This window comes from Clostridium brassicae, from assembly GCF_026738875.1.
In the GTDB taxonomy this organism is placed as follows: domain Bacteria; phylum Bacillota; class Clostridia; order Clostridiales; family Clostridiaceae; genus Clostridium_H; species Clostridium_H brassicae.
The window spans coordinates 111169-132588 of the sequence record NZ_JAPQFJ010000014.1; the positions used below are offsets into that span (position 1 = coordinate 111169).

Sequence of the window (21420 nt, forward strand, 5' to 3'; positions counted from 1 at the left end):
AAATGAGTTTGATGATATATTCTGTATTAGTAGCTTTTGTGATAGCACTACTTCAAGGACCGATTTTGATTCCAGTGTTACATAAATTGAAGTTTGGGCAAAATATAAGAGAAGAAGGTCCTGAAAGCCATAAAGCTAAATCAGGTACTCCTACTATGGGAGGAATAATATTTATAATAGCTACTATCATAACAGTGTTTATTGTAATGAAAAAGCCAGGTTTTGAAACATTATTAGCATTATTTGCATTTGTTTCGTTTGGGGCTATAGGTTTTATAGATGATTTTCTAAAAATAGCGCATAAGAAGAATGAAGGATTAAATCCAAGGCAGAAAATGATTCTTTTAATTTTAGTTTCAGGCATAATAGCATACTATGCTTATAAAAGTCCATCTGTAGGAACTTCAATTATAATTCCTTTCACTCATAAAACTTGGGATTTAGGAGTATTTTATATTCCTTTTATAATATTCTATTTTGCAGCTACAACTAATGCCGTAAATTTAACAGATGGGTTAGATGGGCTTGCTACAAGTATAACTCTTCTTGTAATGACTTTCTTTGCAGTAGTAAGTTTTGCTACAGGTTATTATACTCTTGCTGTATTTTGTTCTATAGTAGGAGGTTCCCTTTTGGGATTTTTAAGATACAATGCACACCCAGCTCAAATTTTTATGGGAGATACAGGTTCTTTAGCTTTAGGGGGAGTAGTTGGAGTTGTTGCTATGCTTCTAAAACTTCCTTTACTAATCATTATTGTGGGTGGAGTATATGTAGCTGAAGCTGTTTCAGTAATTTTGCAAATAGGATCTTATAAAATGTTTAAAAAGAGAGTATTTAAAATGGCTCCACTTCATCATCATTTTGAATTAAGTGGATGGCATGAAACTAAAGTTGTAACTATATTTTCTATTGTTACGGTTATTCTGTGCCTAGTAGGATTTTTATCTTTAATGAATATTTTATCCTTGTAGTAATCTAAAATAGGAGGATATGTTTATGAAAAAGACCAAAACCAAGGTCAAAATGGGGCAAGTGGATTTTGTCTTGTTTGCAACTATTATGATTTTAGTTGCTGTAGGTATAGTAATGGTTTATAGTGCTAGTTCTTATACAGCGCTACACAGCAAAGCTTATAATAACGATGACATGTATTTTTTAAAGAAACAAGGGGAAGCGGCAATTATAGGGTTAATTGCAATGGTGTTTGTAGTGAAATTTGACTACCATAAGATAAAAAACAAAACAACATTGATTATGATTATAGCTGTAATTTTGCTTTTAGTTGTATTTGCTTTCCCTGCAAATAAAGGTGCACAGAGATGGATAAAAATACCGGGACTTCCATCTATTCAACCTTCTGAAATTGCAAAATATACTGTTGTGTTGTATATGGCAAAAAGTATATCTAACAAAGGAGAAAAAATTAAAACTTTTAAATATGGGGTAATGCCATATTTGTTGGTTTCAGGGTTTTATGCTGGACTTGTTTTAGCAGAAAAAAACTTAAGTATAGCCTCTGTAATAATGATAGTTACACTTATGATATTATTTTCTTCTGGGTGTAAAAAAAGTCATATTGCTTTTGTAATGTCATTGGTAGCAATGGGTGGCATAGCTGCTACTGTATTGGTTCCTTATAGAATGAGAAGACTTATGAGTTTTTTAAATCCTTGGGCCGATCCTCAAAAAGACGGATATCAGCTTATCCAATCTTTCTTGGCTTTAGGTTCAGGGGGGATTTTAGGAACAGGGCTTGGAAAGTCTAGACAAAAGTGCTATTACATACCTGAACCTCATAATGATTTTATCTTTTCAATAATAGGAGAAGAACTTGGTTTTATAGGATGTATTTTTGTTGTTTCATTATTTTTAGTGTTGATATGGAGAGGTATAAGAATTGCTATAAAAGCAAAAGATGTTTATGGAACAATATTAGCAATAGGAATAACAGGAGTTATAGCTGTTCAGGCTATTATAAATATTGCTGTTGTAACAGGATCTATGCCTGTTACTGGAGTACCTCTTCCATTTATAAGTTATGGAGGATCAGCACTTCTTTTCAATTTAATAGCAATGGGTATATTATTAAATATATCCAGACAAACAACTATATAATAACAGCATTGCTTTGGCAATGCTGTTATTATATTAATTTAATTAAAAAAATTATTAAATAAGTTTAATCATAACATATTATGTGCTATTATATAGATATAATAATTATTTTATGACAGAGAGGGAAAAGATGTCTGAAGGTAAAAATTCTAATGAATTAATAGAGAGAAGAAGGAAAAAAATAAAGATAAAAAGGTATATAGGCATTTTTGTAATTTTAGTTGCTGTAGTAATTACTTTATGCTTGAAATTACCCTATTTTAGTATTAAACATATAGAGGTTTTAAATAATAGAAATATAACTTCTCCCAATATAACAAAGCTCTCGCAGATTAATATAGGAGATAATATTTTTTATTTAAATTTAAAAAAGAGTAAAGAAAATGTACTATCGAATCCATACATATTGGATGTTAATATAAAAAGAAAAATGCCAAATAAAATTACAATAGATGTTAAAGAAAGAGAAGCAGTATTTTATGTAATGCAAGATAATAAGTGTTTAGTCATTGATAAAGAAGGAATTGTTCTAGAAGAGAAGAATTCTATTAGTGGGATGAAACTATTAAGATTAGAGGGATTCAAAAAAAAGGATTATGAACTTGGTAAGGTTTTAGACAAAACTGAGCCAAGAAAAATTGAAATTATAGGTCAAATTACAGAACTTATAGATAATTTAAAAAAAGATGTTCCAGAACCGTCAATGGTGGATATAACTGATATAACTGATATAAAAGTATATTACAAAAATATTTTAGTTAAAATTGGGACAAGTGAAAATTTAAGGGAAAAACTAAACAAAGCAATAAACATTTTAGTAGAGAATAATCTAATAAATAAAAAAGGATATATAGATGTAAGCTTTAAGGGAAGTCCAGTATTTTTAGTTGAAGGCTAGGAGGCTTTACTTATGAAAAAGATAGGTTCAAAGTTAGCTGTAGGTGCAGTTTGTATATTATTAGGTTTCACTATAACTTATCAGTTAAAAGCAATTAGTAGGCAACAAAAAACTATTACAAAGGATACAAATGTAGCACAAATTACATTAGAAACAGAGCAGCTAAAAAAACAAAAAGAAAGTATGCAAAAAAAAATAGATGAACTTCAATCTCAAGTAAAGAATTACGAGAATGCAGCATCTAGTAATGACACTATGACAAAAGAAATAGTTAAAAAATTAGAGAATAGCAGAATTCTTACTGGTAGTGTAGATGTTCAAGGAGAGGGAGTTGTAATATATATAACACCCCAAAGTGCTTTATTTAATACTAAAGTAGAATCACCAGCCATAGTAGACAGTGATTTACTTAAAATAATAAATGAGTTAAATGCATCTGATGCTGAAGCTATATCAGTAAATGATATAAGAATAAATGCAAGAACAGCCATAAGAAATGCTAGTAATTACATTACTGTAAATGAGGAAAGGATATCGCCTTATAAGAGAATTACAATTAAGGCTATAGGAAATAAAGCAAAACTAAAAGCTGGTTTAGAGTTTCCAGGTGCCATAGATTCCGGATTTCAAGGATGTGACATAAAATATGAGTTTAAAGACGATATACAAATACCTAAATACAATAAAAGTGTGCAATTTGAGTACGCTAAGCCTATAAAAAAAGACTAGAGGTGTTTTAGATGGTAATATTCATTGGATTGTTAATTGGGGTAGTTATAGGGTTTTTCTGGAATATAAATATTCCAGTTAGATTTTCACCATATCTTTCAGTTGCAATATTTGCATGTTTAGATTCTGTTTTTGGAGCTATTAAAGCTTCTATAGATAAGAAATATAGAACAGATATTTTTATATCAGGTTTTTTTGGAAATGCTGTTTTAGCTGTAGCTTTAACATACCTTGGTGATAAATTAGGGATGCCTATATATTTAGCTGCGGTTATTGTATTTGGAGAAAGAATATTTAATAATTTTGCGGCAATAAGAAGACTTTTACTTGAAAAAGCAAGATCACATCAGTGATGAGGTGATTAAATGAAAACTAACGAAGCAACCATATTTGTTTTTATAGCTTCTATAATAATAGGAATATTAATTTCATTAAACATAAATTTTAGAAAAGTTAATAATAAAGTATTTTTAACTCCTGCAGAGTATCAAGAAGCTTACGATTACATAAATAAACTAAATAGAGACATTTCAGCATTAAGGTCAAAGTATAATGAACAAAATAAAAAGCTTAGCAAATATATTAAAAATCAGGATGATAAATCTGCAGTTACAAAAGAAATGGAAAATGAATTATTTAATAATGAAATGTCTTTAGGTAATGTGGATTTAGAAGGTAAAGGAGTTATAATTAAACTTCAAGATGTAGGATTTAGTACAACACAAAATGCTGATGATCCTGTAGACCAAAAATCATTAATTATACATGACACAGATATAATGAATTTAATTAATGAAATTAAATATTCAGGAGGAGAAGTTATTTCTATAAATGATGAAAGGATAACTGATAGCTCTGATATATTTTGTTGGGGGCCATTTATAGAATTGGATAAAGTTAAAATATTTTCTCCTTTCACCATAAAAGTAATAGGAGATAGTGAATCAATATATAGTTATCTTACATCTGATGTTGGATATTTAACTTTTTTACACCTTAGAGGAATAAATGCAACTATTACTAAAGAAGAGAAAGTACAAATTTTGTCAAAGGGTAAAGAAGATGAATATAAATATATGAAAGAAATTAAAAAGTAACCATGACAATGGGTAAAAGGGGTCGATAAGGTTGAATGTGACAGAAAATATTAGTAAAATTAAAAACGAAATACCTAAAGATGTTACTTTAATCGCTGTTTCAAAAACTAGAACTATTGAAGAAATGGAGAAAGTTTATCAAGTTGAAATAAGAGATTTTGGAGAAAACAAGGTTCAAGAGCTTGTAAATAAATTTGAAAACTTTCATTCTGATGTAAGGTGGCATTTAATAGGTCATCTTCAGAAAAATAAAGTTAAATATATTGTGGGTAAGGTATTTTTAATACATTCGTTAGACAGCATAGCCCTTTTAGAAGAAATTGAAAAAAGATTTAAAGCTAATAATCAAATTGCTAATGTTTTGATTCAAATTAATATAGGAAAAGATCCAAATAAATCAGGAATCATGAAAGAAGATTTAGAAAAACTTATAGAAGCTTGTGAAAGATGTGAAAATGTAAAAGTTAAAGGGCTTATGACAGTAATACCTAAAGGTGATGAAGAAAGTTGCCGAAAATATTTTAAACAAATGAAAAAAATATATGATGATTTGTCTAAAAAGCAGTATAATAATATTAATATGGAATATCTTTCGATGGGTATGACTGGTGATTATAAAATAGCTATTTCCGAAGGTGCTAATATGGTAAGAATCGGAGAAGGTATATTTGGTAAAAGAATTTATAATAATAATTAGGAGGTAGAAAAATGTCTGGAAAAATGATGAACAAAGTGATGGGCTTTTTAGGATTAGAAGAGGAAATAGATGAAATAGAAGAATTAGAAAATGAAGCTAAAGTTGAAGAAGAGGAAGAAATAGACAACATTTTTACTTCATCTAAGCATAAAGGACAAAATAATAAAGTTGTAAATATTCATACATCCGCATCTACAAAAATTATGATATTAAAACCAGCTAACTATGATGAAGCAATCGAAATTTGTGATAACTTAAAAAGTAGAAAAATTATAGTTGTAAATATGACAAGTTTAGAAAATAAAGTTGCTCAAAGGCTTTTAGATTTTATGGCTGGAGCTAGTTATGCTTTATCAGGTTCTTTAGAAGAAGTAGAGAGAGGTGTATATATATTATCACCATCAAATGTAGAAGTATCTAATGAACTAAAAAATGAATTATCCAGCAAAGGTTTAATGAATTGGGTAAAATAAAATTTGGAGGATGTAATGATACTTGTTCTTAGAAGCGCGTTTAATTTATTGTTTCAAGTATTAGAACTATTTTTAATAATAGATGTAATTCTTTCATGGGTTTATAGAGGTAGTAATAAGTTAACAGATATAATACATACTTTTACTGAACCATTTTTAGCGCCTGGAAGAAAAATACAAGAAAATTTAATGCCAGGATCACCACTTGATTTATCTCCTATATTAGGGTTAGCTATAATTTGGTTATTAAGAACTATAGTAATGACAATACTAGGAATGTTATAATTATGAATAAAAAAGAATTCATTAAAAGTGTAGATTGTGAGGATAAAACACTTTTATCAAATATATATGATAAAGTTCTTCTTTCAAACAAAATTAATAATAATATATATTTGAATGAATTTTATCCACCTACAATATGGAAATCATTGCAAAACATTAGTCATTCATTAAATTGTGAAATAGGAACTTTTGGTGTGTTCCGAGACAGTGAGAGAAGAATGATTTCCATTTTAATTGACGAAGGTCAAGATTATGTATTCAACTATCCTTTAAATCTAATAAAGATTAATAATAAGTCTTCTTTTTCTAATTTGGAACATTCTGATTATTTAGGTGCATTAATGGCATTGGGAGTGAAAAGAGGGAAATTTGGAGATTTAATTGTTCATGATGATACTTGTTATGTACCAGTTTCTAATGACATTTGTAGTTATGTGATAGAAAATTTAGATAAAATAGGCAAGTGCCCATGTTCTGTACATATATTAGATTTAAATGAAGATATAATACCTGAATATAAGTTTTTAGAAAAAACAATAATTACTACTTCTAGAAGAATTGATTGTGTAATTGCAGCTTTATGTGGTATTTCAAGAAATGCTTCTGTAGAGTTTATAAAAAAAGGAAAAGTTCTTTTAGACTACCACAAAGTAGATAATAAAGATCGATTATTAAATGAAGGAGTGGTTATCACTGTAAGAGGGTATGGTAAATTTAAAATATTAGAAAATGTAGGTAAAACTCAGAAAGATAGATTTAAAGTAAAGATAAAAAAATATATATAAGTATGAGTATGAGGTGATTAGTTTGGTTATAACATCAATGGATATAAACAACAAAGAATTTAAAAAATCCTTAAGAGGCTATGATTGTGAAGAGGTAGATGAATTTTTAGACAAGCTTTCTGAAGATTATGAAGTGTTGTATAAAGAAAATTCAGGATTAAAAGAAAAAATAGAGTTAATGGAAGAAAAGGTAACTCATTATAGTAAAATAGAGACAACCATCCAAAATACACTTATACTAGCTCAAAATGCTGCAGAACAAGCAAGACAGACTGCTCAAAGTGAGGCAGATTTAATTATAAAAAGGGCTAATGATTCTGCACAAAGAATAATTGATAAAGCTCATAATGATGTTGTGAAAATCAATGATGATTACGAAAAATTAAAGCAAGAATTTGTGAAATTTAGAACTAAGTATAAGAATTTTATGAATACCCAATTTGATACTTTTGAAAGTTTAGAGAAAGACTTTCTTAGAAATTACAATGTAGGAGAAGTTGTTGATACAAGAAGAGAAGAGTTACAACCAAAAGAAATAGAGAATATACCTGAAAATATAAAAGAAGAAAAAGTAGATTCAAAACAAAAAGAAGTGGATGAATATACTGAAAATGACTTAGATTTAATTAAAAGTTTTTTTGCTAATAAAGTAGAATAAAACATTTCTCACTCTATGAGTGAGATTTTTTAATTTATAGGTATTCAAGAAAGGTCAAATTCGTGATAATAGGTTTGAAAAAATTCAGATAAAATTAAAGTCATGTTGAGGGTTAGAAACCTATTGATAGCTAAGTTTCTGTATTATTGACAATAAAAAATTAATACTGTATTCTTATATAAGCGTGTAAATATTTTATATGATGTCTATTCATTCTAATACTTCCATTTTCTTTAAAATGGGAGTAAAGGATGCTACGGTTCTGAATAACGACTTCTAAGGGGCAAAACTCAAAAAGCCTGTTTATCAAATGTGTGTTTATGAAAGGAGAAAAAACATGATTATAGGTATTATTGGTGCAATGGATGAGGAAGTAGAAATATTATTAAAAAATATTGAGATAAAAACAATAGATGAGAAAGCAAGTATGAAATTTAATTCAGGTAAATTATGGGGAAATGATGTAGTAGTTGTAAGAAGTGGTATAGGGAAAGTTAATGCTGCAGTATGTGCCCAAATATTAATAGATGACTATAAAGCTGATAAAATAATTAATGTAGGTGTAGCAGGTGGGATGGGAGAAGATATATATCCAGGAGATGTAGTTATTGCAGATACTTTAGTACAACATGATGTAGATACTTCAGTTTTTGGTGATAAGCTTGGACAAATTCCTAGATTAGAAGTTTTTGATTTTAAATGTGATGAGGATTTAATTAAACTTGCAAAAAATGCTTGTGAGAAAAATACAAGTTGTAATAGTTTTGTGGGAAGAATAGTATCAGGAGATCAATTTATTGCGAGTATAGAAAAGATAGAATGGCTTAAAGATGAGTTTAATGCTATAAGTTGTGAAATGGAAGGTGCAAGCATAGCTCATGTATGTCATTTAAATCACATTCCTTTTGTTATAATAAGATCAATATCTGACAATGCAAGTAATGGTGCTCATATAGATTATCAAAAATTTATACCTATTGCTGTAAAAAATTCTACAAACATTTTAAAGAGTATGTTAGAATCTATGTAGGTGATAAATAAATGAAAAATTTACTATCAGATAAAGAAAGTGGAAAACCCATAAAAGTAAAGGTAGGGAATATAATCGTAGGTGGAGATGAGAAAATAATTATTTCTGGTCCTTGTGCTGTAGAAAGCTATGAAGATTTACTTTCTATTGCTAAGGAATTAAAAAAGCTTGGAGTACACATGCTAAGAGGAGGAGCTTATAAACCAAGAACTTCTCCTTATAGTTTTCAAGGACTTGAAGACGAAGGGCTTAAAATAATGAATGAAGTTGGCAAAATAGTTGATATGCCTTTAGTTAGTGAAATTATGGATACAAGAGATGTGGAAAAAGCTTTAAATTATATTGATGTTATTCAAATAGGCTCAAGAAATATGTATAATTATAGTCTTTTAAAAGAAGTTGGTAAAACTAACGCACCTATTTTGTTAAAAAGAGGAATGAGTGCAACTTTGGAAGAATGGATATATGCAGCAGAGTATATTATGGCTGAAGGAAATTTAAATGTAATTTTATGTGAAAGAGGAATAAGAACCTTTGAAACATATACAAGAAATACTTTAGATTTAAATTCTGTAGCAGTAATAAAACAAAAGTTTAGATTACCTGTTCTTGTAGATCCGAGTCATGGAACTGGACTATCAGAGTTAGTTTCACCAATGGCTCTCACAGCGATTTGTGCAGGAGCAGATGGACTTGAAATAGAAAGTCATATATGCCCGGAAAAAGCTATATCAGATGCTAGACAAACAATATCAATAAAAGAGCTTTCTAAAATTATAGAAGATGTAAATAAGTTTACTACCTATTTTTAAATAAAGCTATGTTTTAATAAATTGTTGATTTCCTATAAATTCAAGAATAATTCTAAATTTAGTTTAAGTAATATCACTAAAATTTCATAACTCACATAGCGCAAACAATGAAATTTCTTAACACTCAATTACTTAAACTAAATAAGAATTATAGATTTTCATTATAATGAGCTCAACAATTTAAAAACATAGCATTAGGACTACTAAAGGAAGTTTTAAAACAGTGTAAAAAACAACACTCTTTTAAAACAGAATCTTAAATAAAATTTTTTATAGGTTATAAAAATCTAATCTTTAGAAAAAATAAATAATAGACTCAATAGATTTAATTATAAGTTCTTTAAATGTTAAAGGAGCTGTTATTTATGGATAAAAATAAGATTTTAAGTTATAAAAACAAGCTTATTCAAGAAAAAAAAGAAGTAGAAACTCTTCTTGATACTATGAAGAAAAACGAAGTTATAAATTCAAATAATGAAATGGCTCAAGAATTATCTTTTTATGATAATCATCCTTCTGATTCTGCCACAGAACTATTTGACAAAGAGAAAGGAATTGCTTTAAAAAAGAATGAAATGGATATTTTGAATAAAATAGATAATGCATTGAAAAATGTTGAAAATGGAACATATGGCAAATGTGTTAGATGTGGAAAAGATATTTCAGAGGAGAGATTAAACTTTATACCTTATACAGAATATTGTATAGATTGTAAAAAAGAGATAAATCCTGTAAGATTAGATGATATGTATAATAGACCAGTTGAAGAAAAAAGTTTAGGAAAACCATTTGGCTATGGATACAATGATTACAAAAAGAGTATAGAATTTGATGCAGAAGATAGTTATCAAGCTGTTGAAAATTTTAATAAGATGGAAAATGTATATGATTATGGAGATTATGAATACGAAGACGAAGATGATATTGGCTATGTTGAGGAAGTAGAAAAAATAAGTAATGATCAATATAAAAATCAATTACCAGACTGATAATGATTTAAAATAAATAAGCATCTAAGCTTCAGATGGAGTTTTTAACTTCAGATGAAGCTTAGATGTCATTATATTGGAGAATATAAGATTATACCTTCAATATAAATGGAGAAGAGGATGGAGTATTGAGCATAACAATAATGGTATAAACTATGTATTGTAAACTGAATTAGTGGGGGGATAGAATGATTTTTCTTGTAGTAATCTTAGGTGTTTTTCTGGATAGAGTTGCTAAAAATTGGGCTTTAACTACTTTAAAAGGCGGACCTGATATTGAAGTCATAAAGAATTTTTTTACTTTTCAATATTTAGAAAATAGAGGTGCTGCTTTTGGGATATTTCAAGGTAAGGTAATACTATTAACTTTAGTGACTATTATAGTTTTATTAGGTGTTGTATATTATCTTATAAAAAACAAACCTAAATCTAAATTACTAAAAATAAGTTTTGCTTTTATTATAAGTGGAGCTATTGGAAATTTATATGATAGAATAGTACATAATTATGTAATTGATTTTATAATGCTTCATTATAAGGAACAATATTATTTTCCAACTTTTAATGTTGCAGATATATTAGTTGTATTTGGAACAATTCTTCTAGCCATTTACATATTAAAGGAAGGAGAAGTATGAATTTAAGAGAATTTATAATAGATAATATATATGAAAACCTAAGATTGGATTTGTTTTTATCTAAAGTTTTTGAAGATAAGTCTAGGTCATATTTGCAGAAAATTATTGAAGATAAAAATGTTTTGGTAAATGACAAAGTAAAAAAATCAAATTATAAATTAAAAAGAAATGATAAGGTAACAGTAGATATTCCAGAATTAGAAGAACTTATAGTGGAACCTGAAAATATCGACTTAGATATATTATATGAGGATAGTGATGTAATCGTAATAAATAAACATCAAGGGATGGTTGTACATCCTGCTCCAGGAAATTATTCAGGTACTCTTGTAAATGCGCTTTTATATCATTGTAAAGATTTATCAGGAATAAATGGGGTTATAAGACCTGGAATAGTTCATAGAATAGATAAGGATACTTCAGGTATATTAGTTATAGCTAAAAATGATAATTCTCATAGAAAGTTAGCTGAACAACTAAAAGAGCATTCTATGAAAAGAGAGTATATTGCTTTAGTTGAAGGGGTAATTAAAGAAGACAAAGGAACAGTAGATAAACCTATAGGAAGACATCCAAAAGAGAGAATAAAGATGGCTATTGTAGATGGTGGAAGAAGAGCAGTTACTCATTATGAGGTGATAGAGAGATTTGAGAAAAATACATTAATAAAGTGTATTTTAGAAACAGGGAGAACCCATCAAATAAGGGTGCATATGGCTTATATTGGACATCCTCTAGTAGGTGACCCAGTTTATGGGTATAAAAAGCAAAAATTCAATTTGGAGGGACAAATGCTCCATGCAAAAAAATTAGGATTTATTCATCCTTCTAAAGGAGAATACATAGAATTTGAATCTGAAATCCCAGATTATTTTCATCAAGTTTTAAAGAAATTAAGTAAATAATTTTAAAGAGAGGGGAAATAAGTATGGAATTTAAGTCTATTCTATTAGATGATAAAGCTATAAAGAGAACTTTAAAAAGAGTAGCACATGAAATTATTGAAAAAAATAAAGGGGTAAAAGATGTTGTTCTAGTAGGAATACAAAGAAGAGGAGTTCCTATAGCAAAAAGAATTGCTAAACTTATAGAGGAATTTGAAGAAGAACAAGTTCAAGTTTCATCAGTAGATATTACTCTTTATAGAGATGATTTAACTGAACTAAGTGAGCAGGCTGTATTAAATAATGAGAATATAGATCTTTGTGTTAAAGACAAAAAAATAATATTGGTAGATGATGTGCTATATACTGGAAGAACTGCAAGAGCAGCTATGGAAGCTATTATCCATCAAGGCAGACCTGCCAATATACAATTAGCTGTATTAGTAGACAGAGGACATAGAGAACTTCCAATAAGAGCAGATTATGTAGGGAAAAACGTACCTACATCTAAAAAAGAAATAATTTGTGTTCAGGTAAAAGAAATAGATGATGAAGACTCAGTGGTAATTTATGAAGTTTAAACATGAAACTTTAAATTTAATTTGAAGTTTAGAAGTGGATTAAAATTGATGTTTTGTATGAAGGATTTATTTATCTGAATATGTTAAGATAGCTTTATACTAAGCTTTTTTTATCCAAAGACATAATATTAATAGTCTGCCTCCAACTTATTGAGGGGCGGGGTATCATTAGCGGAAGAATAAACAAAATCTAAAATAGCAAATAATTTGTAATTAAGAAACCTTTAGTGAAGATTACTTTATACTAAAGGTTTCTATTTTAGATTATGCTTTAAAAATTTATTAGTTTTATATAATTTTAAGAATAATCCTAAACTAAGGATATATAATCTAGGTAGTTAGGTTTTTGTAATTTTCATAAAAATTAAGTGTATAAAATTTCTTAATCTTAATGCTGAAAAGCTATGCTGAAGTAGTTGTTATTTGAACTAGCTATAGGTAATTTCCAAATAAATACTATTTATTAATATTAGGCTCTTCTGGTGTTATATAAAGAGTTTGATTTGTAGAATAAATCACCATTCCTGGCTTTGCTCCATTAGGTTTTTTTACATTCTTAACTTCTGTGTAATCTACAGGTACTTTTGATGAATTCTGACCTTTACTATAATATGCAGCTAAATTAGCTCCTTCTAACAAGGTGCTATAAGGAATTTCACCAGAGTTTCTGATGATAACGTGAGAACCAGGTATTTCCTTAGTGTGCATCCATATATCATGTTTATTTGCAAATTTTAAAGTAAGAAAATCATTTTGAATATTATTTTTTCCAACATACATATCGAAGCCATCACTAGATACAAAATGCATAGGCTTTGAGGCTTTGGATTTATTATTTTTGCGAGATTTTTTAAATTTAATATATCCGGTTTCAATTAATTCATTTTTTATCTCATTAATTTCATCATAATTAGAAGCATTTTCTATATTAGTTAAAACGGAATAAAGATAGTTTAGTTCGTCAGCGTTTTGGTCTAACTGTTCATGGGCAGATTCTTCTGATTTTTTTAGTTTATTGTATTTTTTATAGTATATTTGAATATTTTGCGATGGTGTTTTATTTTCATCTAAATTAATAAATATATTTTCACCATTCTCACTATAGTAATTTAGAACTTCTACTTTTTTCATTCCTTTTTCAATAGCATAAATATTTGCTGTTAAAAGTTCACCATACAATTGATACTTTTCTTTATCTTTACATTCATTCAATGTATTATTAAGTATAGAGTTCTTTTTTACACATCTATTTATATTGTTAGTAACTATTTTGTGTAAGTCAGAACTTTTAGCTTTTAGTCGATCTAGTTTATCTTTAGTATAGTAAAAATTCTCTAATAGTTTTGATGGAGATTCATAAATAAGTTTATCATAATCTTGCATTGATTTTAGATCAATACAATAAAAGTCTTTTAATGAATTATTTTTTTTATAAGCAAAATAATGAAAATCCTTTGAAGAAAACTTATCAAATATATTTTTACTATAATTTAATATTTGGTCAATATGATTTAAATCCATAGGAATAGTATCAGATTTTAGATTAAATACAATTTCTTTAGATAAAGTTTTACTTATACCTGTAAATAGATTCATAAACATGTTTTCATTTAATTCTATATCGCCCTCAATTATTTGTTTTTTAGCCTCTTCTAGATTGAATTCAAGAGGACTTAGCTTATTAGATTTTGGAGGATATACATATTTAATACCAGGTAAAGTAATTCTATAGCTATTCATATCAGGGGTTACATGTTTAATGCTGTCCATTATAATGCCATCTCTACCCCTTACTAAGGTTATGTTACTATGTCTTCCCATTATTTCAATAATTAAAGAGTATATACTATCAAAACCAAGTTCATCTCTGCTTTCTAAGTTTATTATGAGCAATCTATCATTGTTTATCTGATTTATTTCTAATATTCTGGAATTACTTAAATACTTTCTTAAAACCATACAAAACATTGGAGCTTTAATGGGATTAGTCTTGTTCAGATTCGTCAAATGGATTCTAGGATAGTTAGCACTTGCACTAATTAGGAGTTTCGTATTTTTCCTTCCTTGACGTATAGTAAATATTATTTCATCTTTTTCGGGTTGATTTATTTTATCTATTTTACCATTCAATATGGAATTATTTAATTCATGTACTATGCTGTGTAAAAACATTCCGTCTAATGCCATTTTATCATCCTTTCTTTGTGTGAAAATAATAATCTCTTAAATATAGTGATTTTACGCTAATATAATAAGCATAATTGTTACGATTACCTTTATAGTATATTACCTAAACCTATAATAATCAACAAGACTTTAACTAGGGAAATAAAAGGGACGGTTAATTCAAATAAGCTTTTAGTTTAAAATTAAGGGGTTATAAGTTGGCAATGATAATTAATTAAATACTACCATAAAAACGATAAGAAATAGTTATATAAGTTAACTCAAAAGAATTAACCGTCCCTAAAAAGAGAAAGAGATAGAAAGAGGAGAAAGAGTGAAAAGAGGGATAAATACCTTGTTTTATGTTAACAATGCAGATATTAACTATAATTATGAAATGAGGTGTTTTTATTGCCAAGAACTAAAAGGGAAAAGTCCGAAGATTCCATATATCATGTAATGATAAGAAGTATAACAGAAGTAGCTTTATTTAAGGAAGATAAAGATAAAAATATATATCTAAAACAAATGAGAAAATATCAGAAAATTTATGGATTTAAAGTATATGCATACTGTTTGATGACTAATCACGGACATTTTATAATAGATTCAAATGGAGCTGATATATCAAAAATAATGCATGGATTGAATTTTAAGTATGCAACAACTTTTAATAAAATTCATAAAAGAAAGGGGCATTTATTTCAAGACAGATTTAAAAGTAAAATAGTGAACAGTCAAAGGTATCTTATTGTATTATCAGCTTATATTCATAATAATGTATTAAGTATAAAAGGATATGAATATTGTCCAGAAAAATATAAATACTCAAGTTTAAGGGTATATTTGGGGCTTGAAAAAGATGATACAGGGCTTTTAGAGGAAGGATTTGTAATGCAGTTTTTTAGTAATAATGTAAAAAAAGCGAGAGATAGTTATGCTAAATTAGTGTATATATGTGATGATGAAAGAATAAAAAAGGAGATAGAATTTGAGGATGAAAAAACAGAGTATAGAAGTGAAAGGAAAATAATAATAAGGAATTTTGAGCCAGAGAAAATATTGAAATTTATTTCAAAGGAAACAGGGATAAATGAAATAATGTTTTATGTAAGAAATAACAAAAAATCGAAAATAATAAAGGCATTAGCGGCACTTTTAATGAGAGGGCTTTGTAACTATAGGTGTAAAGATATATGTAAAGTTTTAGGAAATACAACTCAATCGACAGTATCAAGGCTTTGTTCTATAGGCGTTGAACTTATATCTACAGAAGATAAGTATAAAAATATAATAAATAAATTTATTATAGAACATAGTAATTCAAAAAAGATTGTATGCACTTAATATATTTACAATTATTTAATTTTAAATGAGAAAATTTTAAAGTAATGGCGAAATAGTCTTTTATTTTTTGTTTTCATAAAAGGCTTTACTTGGTGTCTCCTAAATAAATATGTACGAGCTGTAGAATAGTTATATTTGAATTTAATAACTAAATGATTAGAAAAATAGATGCTAAGAAATAAAAGGATATTAAAAATAATAAAAGGTAAGGAGAATTTTATCAATAAAATATAAGTTAACCGTCCCTAAAAAGTTAGTTGACTATACTATACTATTAAAGTAATATAATGATAAGTTAAAATAATTAGAATATAATGATTAGAGTGGGGGCAGAAAAATGATTTTTACTAAAATGCAAGGAACGGGAAATGATTTTGTAGTTATAGAGGACTTTAATGATGAATTGGTAGGAAAAGAAAGTGAAATAGCAGAGAAACTATGCAATAGACGATTTGGAATAGGAGCAGATGGTATATTATTAGTTAGAAAAAGCGATATTGCTGATGTACAGATGGTTATAATAAATGCAGATGGGTCTTATGCTGAAATGTGCGGTAATGGAATAAGATGTTTTGCTAAGTATGTTTATGAAGAAGGAATTCTACCAAATGAGATTATAAAAATTGAAACTGGTGATGGTATAAAAACAGCCTTTTTAAGTATAAAAGATAGTAAAGTACAAGGAATCACTATAAATATGGGTAAATATTCTTTTAAACCTGAGGATTTTGCAGCTGATTCTAAAGAAAATGTTATAGAAAAGAAGATAGTGGCTAATGATAAGGAATATAAAATTACATCTATGCTTATGGGAGTTCCTCATACAGTAGTTATGGGAGACATAGAAAGTTATGAAGTAGAAGAAGGTAAATATATAGAAAAACATCCTTTATTTAAAAATAAAACGAATGTAAACTTCTGCCAGGTTGTAGATAAAGGTTTAATAAAGGTTAAAACTTGGGAAAGAGGGGCAGGACCTACTTTGGCTTGTGGTACAGGAAGTTGTGCTTCTGCTATATGTGCTAACTATTTAGGATATACAGAATCAAAGATGAAAATAATTGTTCCAGGTGGAGAATTGGTTGTAGAGGTTAAAGATGAAGAAGTATTAATGACAGGGCCAGCAGAAGTGGTATATAAAGGGGAAATTCATTAGTACTGAAGTGATTAGATGCTAGGATTATACTTCTATAGATAAAGAAAAATAATTTTAACTTTAAGATTTATTTGCAGAACCATAAATTTAGAACATGATATTGTGTAAAAAATTTTTTTATTAGTGCATATAGTAGTATTAATTAATGTAATTTCTAGTTACTACTAAACTAATTTCTAATAAGTTAATTGGTAGTTATTAATTAATAGTTACTAATTGTTAATAGAATTAAAAGTGCTATAAAAGAATTATAAAAGTTTTCAGATGAGAAGTTAGATAGTTGTGATTTTAAAATAAATCTATAGTTGATGGTAGATGTAGTTATATAGTAAAAATACTTATAAAAGTATTTCATAGATCATCTAGAACTAGTGATCTAAAATTAGTGATTAAAGAACTAGCTACTTGACAAAAAATTGTATAAATTAAAATCAATTTAGTATCTATTATTTAGTAGTGAGATTTAATAAAAAAGATATTATTCAAAGTAATTTGGATAATATCTTTTTTATTGTCCTAAAAGTGATTAAATAATTTCCATATGGAAATAGTAGTAAATAGTTAATGGAAAAATATGTTTATAATTCGAGGTTTGTTATTAATGGATAGGCTAAAAAATACTTTAATTAAACGTAAGGTGATTGATCTAGATGATTACAATAGAGCTCTTCAAACTAGAGATAAAACGAAAGAAGAATTATTACATATATTAGTTGAAAATAATTATGTAGAAAGATATTTAATGTACAAGATATTAAAAGATAATTTTAATATAGACAGTATAGAATTGGACAATATAGATGTAGAAAATGATGTTATAAAAATTTTGCCAGAAGATATAGCTAGAAAATATAATGTAATGCCTTTTAAGGTAAAGGGTAGTAATTTGTTTATTGCCATGGTTGATCCTCTCAATGAGATTATTATAGATGATATAAGTTTTATTACAAACAAAGATGTTATTCCATACATTGAGAGGAAAAACAAAATAATCTATGCAATTGAAACTTATTATAATAGGGGCATTGAGAAAGAGGCATTAAAAACATTAAAAATAAGTGGTAAAGAAAGTTCAAAAGTTTTAAGTAGAATAAGTAAGGATTTTAATAATGATATTGCAGATTCTCCAATAGTTAGAATGACGAATTCTATCATATACAGAGCTATTGATAAAAGAGCTAGTGATATTCATTTAGAACCTTTTGAGAATTTTGTTAGTGTGCGTTATAGAATTGATGGAGTATTAAAGTTAATAAGTAAAATTCCATCAGACGTATATACGGCAGTTTGTAGCAGAATAAAAACAATAGCAGGAATGGATATTTCTAAGAAATTATTACCCCAAGATGGGAAAATAAATTTTCAAATCAATGATGAAAAAATAGACTTCAGAGTATCGTCTATTCCTACAATTCATGGAGAAAAATTAGTTTTAAGAATTTTATATAGAGGAAGCAAGAATATAGATTTAAGTTTATTAGATTTAAGTGATGAAGAGTGTATGTTAATGAAGAAAATACTAAGGAATTCAAGTGGAATTATTCTTATTACAGGACCTACTGGAAGTGGAAAGACTACCACTTTATATTCAATGCTCAATGAAATTAATTCTGAAGAAAGAAACATAGTAACTATAGAAGATCCAGTAGAGTATACAGTAAATGGGATAAATCAAATCAATGTAAATTATAAATCTGGATTAAATTTTGCTCAAGGGTTAAGAAGTGTGCTCAGACAAGATCCTGATGTTATTATGGTTGGAGAAATTAGAGATGAAGAAACAGCTCAAATTGCGGTTAGATCAGCTATCACAGGGCACTTGGTTTTTTCGACTCTACATACCAATAGTGCTTTTACTGCAGTAGAAAGATTAATAAACATGGATATACCCGTATATTTGGCAGGAGATGCCTTAGTAGCTGTAATATATCAAAGATTAATAAGAAAGATTTGTCCTTACTGTAAAGAAGAATATATACCTGAACAGGAAGAACTAGATTTTTTAAAAAATGATACATGTAACAAGTTGTTTAGGGGAAAAGGTTGTTCAAAGTGTAGCAATACAGGATATAAGGGGAGAAAAGCAGTTTTTGAAATAATGTACCTTGATTCAGGTCTTAGAAAATTAATTTGTGAAAATAAATCTACAGCTGATTTAAGAAATTATAGTATAAAAAATGGAGCCGTTTCTTTAAAAGATAAGTGTGAGAATATGGTGTTAGATGGAATTACAACTGTAAGAGAGATGATGAAGATTACTTATGAAAATGTATAGATATAAGGCAATAAGTTTAAAAGGCAAGACAATAAAAGGTACACATAATGCAATGGGAAAAACAGAAGTGATTAAATCATTGAGAAATAAGGGGTATTTTATATTAGAGTGTAAACTATCTTATTTGAGTAGTTTAAGAAGGGTGTTTCACAAGAAAGGGCATAGACAAATTGCGATTTTTTGTAGACAACTTTATGAAATATTAAAATCAGGTATTGATCTAAACAAAGGATTAGATATTTTATCTAATCAAAAATTCAGTAATGATATTAATATTAGTATAAATGATGTTAAAAATGATATAAAAAAAGGTAAAACTCTTTCAGAAGGTTTAGCTAAATTTCCTAACGTTTTCCCAGAATTTATGATTAGTATGATAAAGATAGGTGAACAAAGTGGAAATTTAGAAAAAGTTTTATTTAATTTATATAAATACTACATGAATGAGCATAGTACTTCTTCTAAAATAAAATCATTGATGATTTATCCAGCTATTGTTTTAGCAACAACTTTATGTATAACTATATTTATTATTACAAAGATAATGCCAAATATTCTTGATAATATAACAACAAATAATATACCAATTACCAAAGAAATTAGAAGAATTATTGCTATAAGGAAGTTTATTTTAAGTAAATGGAGTATTGTATTTGCAATAATATTGATAACACTATTAATATTGCTAAAATTTAAAGTTCGTAAAAATAAAAAATTTAATGATATTAGATTTAGATTGCCAATAATAAAAAAATTTTATAAAGAATTATTTCAAATAAGATTTATTAAAAATTTAAGTATGCTTATAAGTAGTGGGGTGCCTATAATTACTGCTCTTAGAATAATAGAAAGAGATTTGAAAATAAGCTTCTATAAAGAAAAAATTACAAATTTAATAGTAGAGATAAGAGAAGGGGCTGACTTTTCTACTTCATTGGAAAAAACTAATTTATTCAATGATTTTTTTATATCTATGACAATGGTTGGAGAAGAAACAGGAAGTATGGAAAGAATGTTAGATAATGCAGCTGAAATATATGAAGAGAATATGAAAGAGGCTATAAGAAAGCTATCAACATATATAGAACCTATAACTATGATATTTTTAGCTGGAATAATAACTATTGTTATAATAAATTTTGTTTTTCCTATTTTAGATATTATGAATTCTGTAGAAATAACAATATGATGAGATAGGAGGAGTTTAAATTGAAAGTAAATATGTTCAAAAGAAAGAGATTTACATTAAAAAGAAAGGGATTCACAATACTTGAATTAATTGTTGTTATGGCTGTGATTTTAGTTTTAAGTAGTTTTTTAGTGCCTAAATTTAATGGATATAGAGAAAAAGCCTTGAAAGTAAAGGCTATAGATACAGGAAGACAGATATATACAGCAGCATTTGTAAGTCGAATGGAATCTACAGATGTATATTCAGAGGACTCGATAAAAGATGCAGCAAAGGAGTTAGTAGGTATAGAAAATATCACAGTAGCAAATAGTGGTAAAGATAATATAGATATTAATTATATCGTAGATAAAAAAGAATATACATTGGAAGTTAAAGATGATTCTTATGCAATTAAAGAAAAATCCGGTTCACAGATATATCCTACTATTGCAACTTGAGTGGTGAGGGATGTATTATGATTAATTACCTAAGTTTTGTACAAAGAAAACTTTATTGGTTTCCATATTATAGTTTCCAAAAAATAAATAGTGGATAATACCAAGCCTTGAAGTATAATTTTCTTGCTACAGAAAAATTAAGAAAGGCGGTATTATCCTATGAATAATTTTAC

23 protein-coding genes are annotated in these 21420 nt (G+C 27.5%); 22 read left to right on the forward strand and 1 reads right to left on the reverse strand.

Annotated features, from left to right (window positions below; genetic code table 11):
- The first annotated feature begins 2 nt into the window (after nt 1–2).
- From mraY to pyrR, 17 genes are all read left to right on the forward strand, one after another.
- A complete protein-coding gene (gene mraY / locus OW729_RS13515; protein ID WP_268062063.1) occupies nt 3–974 on the forward strand; it encodes a phospho-N-acetylmuramoyl-pentapeptide-transferase in 972 nt (323 codons plus the stop codon).
- Nucleotides 975–999: 25 nt separating this feature from the next.
- Nucleotides 1000–2118, forward strand: coding sequence for a stage V sporulation protein E (gene spoVE / locus OW729_RS13520; protein ID WP_268062064.1), 1119 nt, complete (start codon nt 1000–1002; stop codon nt 2116–2118).
- Nucleotides 2119–2248: 130 nt separating this feature from the next.
- Nucleotides 2249–3016: a cell division protein FtsQ/DivIB gene (locus OW729_RS13525; RefSeq protein ID WP_268062065.1), complete on the forward strand. Its 768-nt coding sequence runs from the start codon at nt 2249–2251 to the stop codon at nt 3014–3016.
- Nucleotides 3017–3028: 12 nt separating this feature from the next.
- Nucleotides 3029–3745 (forward strand): DUF881 domain-containing protein, encoded by a 717-nt coding sequence (locus OW729_RS13530; RefSeq protein WP_268062066.1) that lies wholly within the window; start codon nt 3029–3031, stop codon nt 3743–3745.
- A gap of 11 nt (nt 3746–3756) precedes the next feature.
- Nucleotides 3757–4098 (forward strand): small basic family protein, encoded by a 342-nt coding sequence (locus OW729_RS13535; protein WP_268062067.1) that lies wholly within the window; start codon nt 3757–3759, stop codon nt 4096–4098.
- 12 nt (nt 4099–4110) lie between these two features.
- Nucleotides 4111–4842 carry a DUF881 domain-containing protein gene (locus OW729_RS13540; protein ID WP_268062068.1) on the forward strand — a complete coding sequence of 244 codons (732 nt, stop codon included), beginning with the start codon at nt 4111–4113 and terminating at the stop codon, nt 4840–4842.
- 31 nt (nt 4843–4873) lie between these two features.
- Entirely contained in the window at nt 4874–5539 is a 666-nt protein-coding gene (locus tag OW729_RS13545) for a YggS family pyridoxal phosphate-dependent enzyme (protein ID WP_268062069.1), read from the forward strand.
- 11 nt (nt 5540–5550) lie between these two features.
- Nucleotides 5551–6012 carry a cell division protein SepF gene (locus OW729_RS13550; RefSeq protein WP_268062070.1) on the forward strand — a complete coding sequence of 154 codons (462 nt, stop codon included), beginning with the start codon at nt 5551–5553 and terminating at the stop codon, nt 6010–6012.
- 15 nt (nt 6013–6027) lie between these two features.
- On the forward strand, nt 6028–6297 hold the full coding sequence (locus OW729_RS13555; RefSeq protein ID WP_268062071.1) for a YggT family protein: 270 nt from the start codon (nt 6028–6030) through the stop codon (nt 6295–6297).
- Between the two features lie 2 nt (nt 6298–6299).
- Nucleotides 6300–7082 carry a YlmH family RNA-binding protein gene (locus OW729_RS13560; RefSeq protein ID WP_268062072.1) on the forward strand — a complete coding sequence of 261 codons (783 nt, stop codon included), beginning with the start codon at nt 6300–6302 and terminating at the stop codon, nt 7080–7082.
- Nucleotides 7083–7104: 22 nt separating this feature from the next.
- On the forward strand, nt 7105–7740 hold the full coding sequence (locus OW729_RS13565; protein WP_268062074.1) for a DivIVA domain-containing protein: 636 nt from the start codon (nt 7105–7107) through the stop codon (nt 7738–7740).
- A gap of 337 nt (nt 7741–8077) precedes the next feature.
- Nucleotides 8078–8770, forward strand: coding sequence for a 5'-methylthioadenosine/adenosylhomocysteine nucleosidase (locus OW729_RS13570; protein WP_268062075.1), 693 nt, complete (start codon nt 8078–8080; stop codon nt 8768–8770).
- Nucleotides 8771–8781: 11 nt separating this feature from the next.
- The gene (aroF, locus tag OW729_RS13575) at nt 8782–9582 is read left to right on the forward strand and encodes a 3-deoxy-7-phosphoheptulonate synthase (RefSeq protein WP_268062076.1); all 801 of its coding nucleotides are present in this window, start codon (nt 8782–8784) and stop codon (nt 9580–9582) included.
- A 365-nt stretch (nt 9583–9947) separates the two neighbouring features.
- Nucleotides 9948–10571: a TraR/DksA C4-type zinc finger protein gene (locus OW729_RS13580; RefSeq protein WP_268062078.1), complete on the forward strand. Its 624-nt coding sequence runs from the start codon at nt 9948–9950 to the stop codon at nt 10569–10571.
- Between the two features lie 188 nt (nt 10572–10759).
- On the forward strand, nt 10760–11209 hold the full coding sequence (lspA, locus tag OW729_RS13585) for a signal peptidase II (RefSeq protein WP_268062079.1): 450 nt from the start codon (nt 10760–10762) through the stop codon (nt 11207–11209).
- Complete coding sequence (locus OW729_RS13590) at nt 11206–12114, forward strand: RluA family pseudouridine synthase (protein WP_268062080.1); 909 nt, start codon at nt 11206–11208, stop codon at nt 12112–12114. The genes lspA and OW729_RS13590 overlap by 4 nt, the downstream gene beginning before the upstream one ends.
- Before the next feature lie 23 nt (nt 12115–12137).
- Nucleotides 12138–12674, forward strand: coding sequence for a bifunctional pyr operon transcriptional regulator/uracil phosphoribosyltransferase PyrR (gene pyrR / locus OW729_RS13595; RefSeq protein ID WP_268062081.1), 537 nt, complete (start codon nt 12138–12140; stop codon nt 12672–12674).
- Between the two features lie 456 nt (nt 12675–13130).
- On the opposite strand, the gene OW729_RS13600 is transcribed toward pyrR, so the two are convergent.
- Nucleotides 13131–14861, reverse strand: a complete 1731-nt coding sequence (locus tag OW729_RS13600; protein WP_268062082.1) for an Rqc2 family fibronectin-binding protein — start codon at nt 14859–14861, stop codon at nt 13131–13133.
- Between the two features lie 381 nt (nt 14862–15242).
- Here OW729_RS13600 and OW729_RS13605 point away from each other — a divergent pair, with 381 nt between their 5' ends.
- The 5 genes from OW729_RS13605 (at nt 15243) to OW729_RS13625 (ending at nt 21247) form a co-directional block, all read left to right on the forward strand.
- Entirely contained in the window at nt 15243–16187 is a 945-nt protein-coding gene (locus OW729_RS13605; RefSeq protein ID WP_268062083.1) for a transposase, read from the forward strand.
- A gap of 337 nt (nt 16188–16524) precedes the next feature.
- Nucleotides 16525–17343: a diaminopimelate epimerase gene (gene dapF, locus OW729_RS13610; RefSeq protein WP_268062084.1), complete on the forward strand. Its 819-nt coding sequence runs from the start codon at nt 16525–16527 to the stop codon at nt 17341–17343.
- A gap of 601 nt (nt 17344–17944) precedes the next feature.
- A complete protein-coding gene (locus OW729_RS13615) occupies nt 17945–19618 on the forward strand; it encodes a GspE/PulE family protein (RefSeq protein WP_268062086.1) in 1674 nt (557 codons plus the stop codon).
- The gene (locus OW729_RS13620; RefSeq protein WP_268062087.1) at nt 19605–20807 is read left to right on the forward strand and encodes a type II secretion system F family protein; all 1203 of its coding nucleotides are present in this window, start codon (nt 19605–19607) and stop codon (nt 20805–20807) included. The genes OW729_RS13615 and OW729_RS13620 overlap by 14 nt, the downstream gene beginning before the upstream one ends.
- 20 nt (nt 20808–20827) lie before the next feature.
- The gene (locus tag OW729_RS13625; protein ID WP_268062088.1) at nt 20828–21247 is read left to right on the forward strand and encodes a type II secretion system protein; all 420 of its coding nucleotides are present in this window, start codon (nt 20828–20830) and stop codon (nt 21245–21247) included.
- Nucleotides 21248–21420 lie beyond the last annotated feature (173 nt).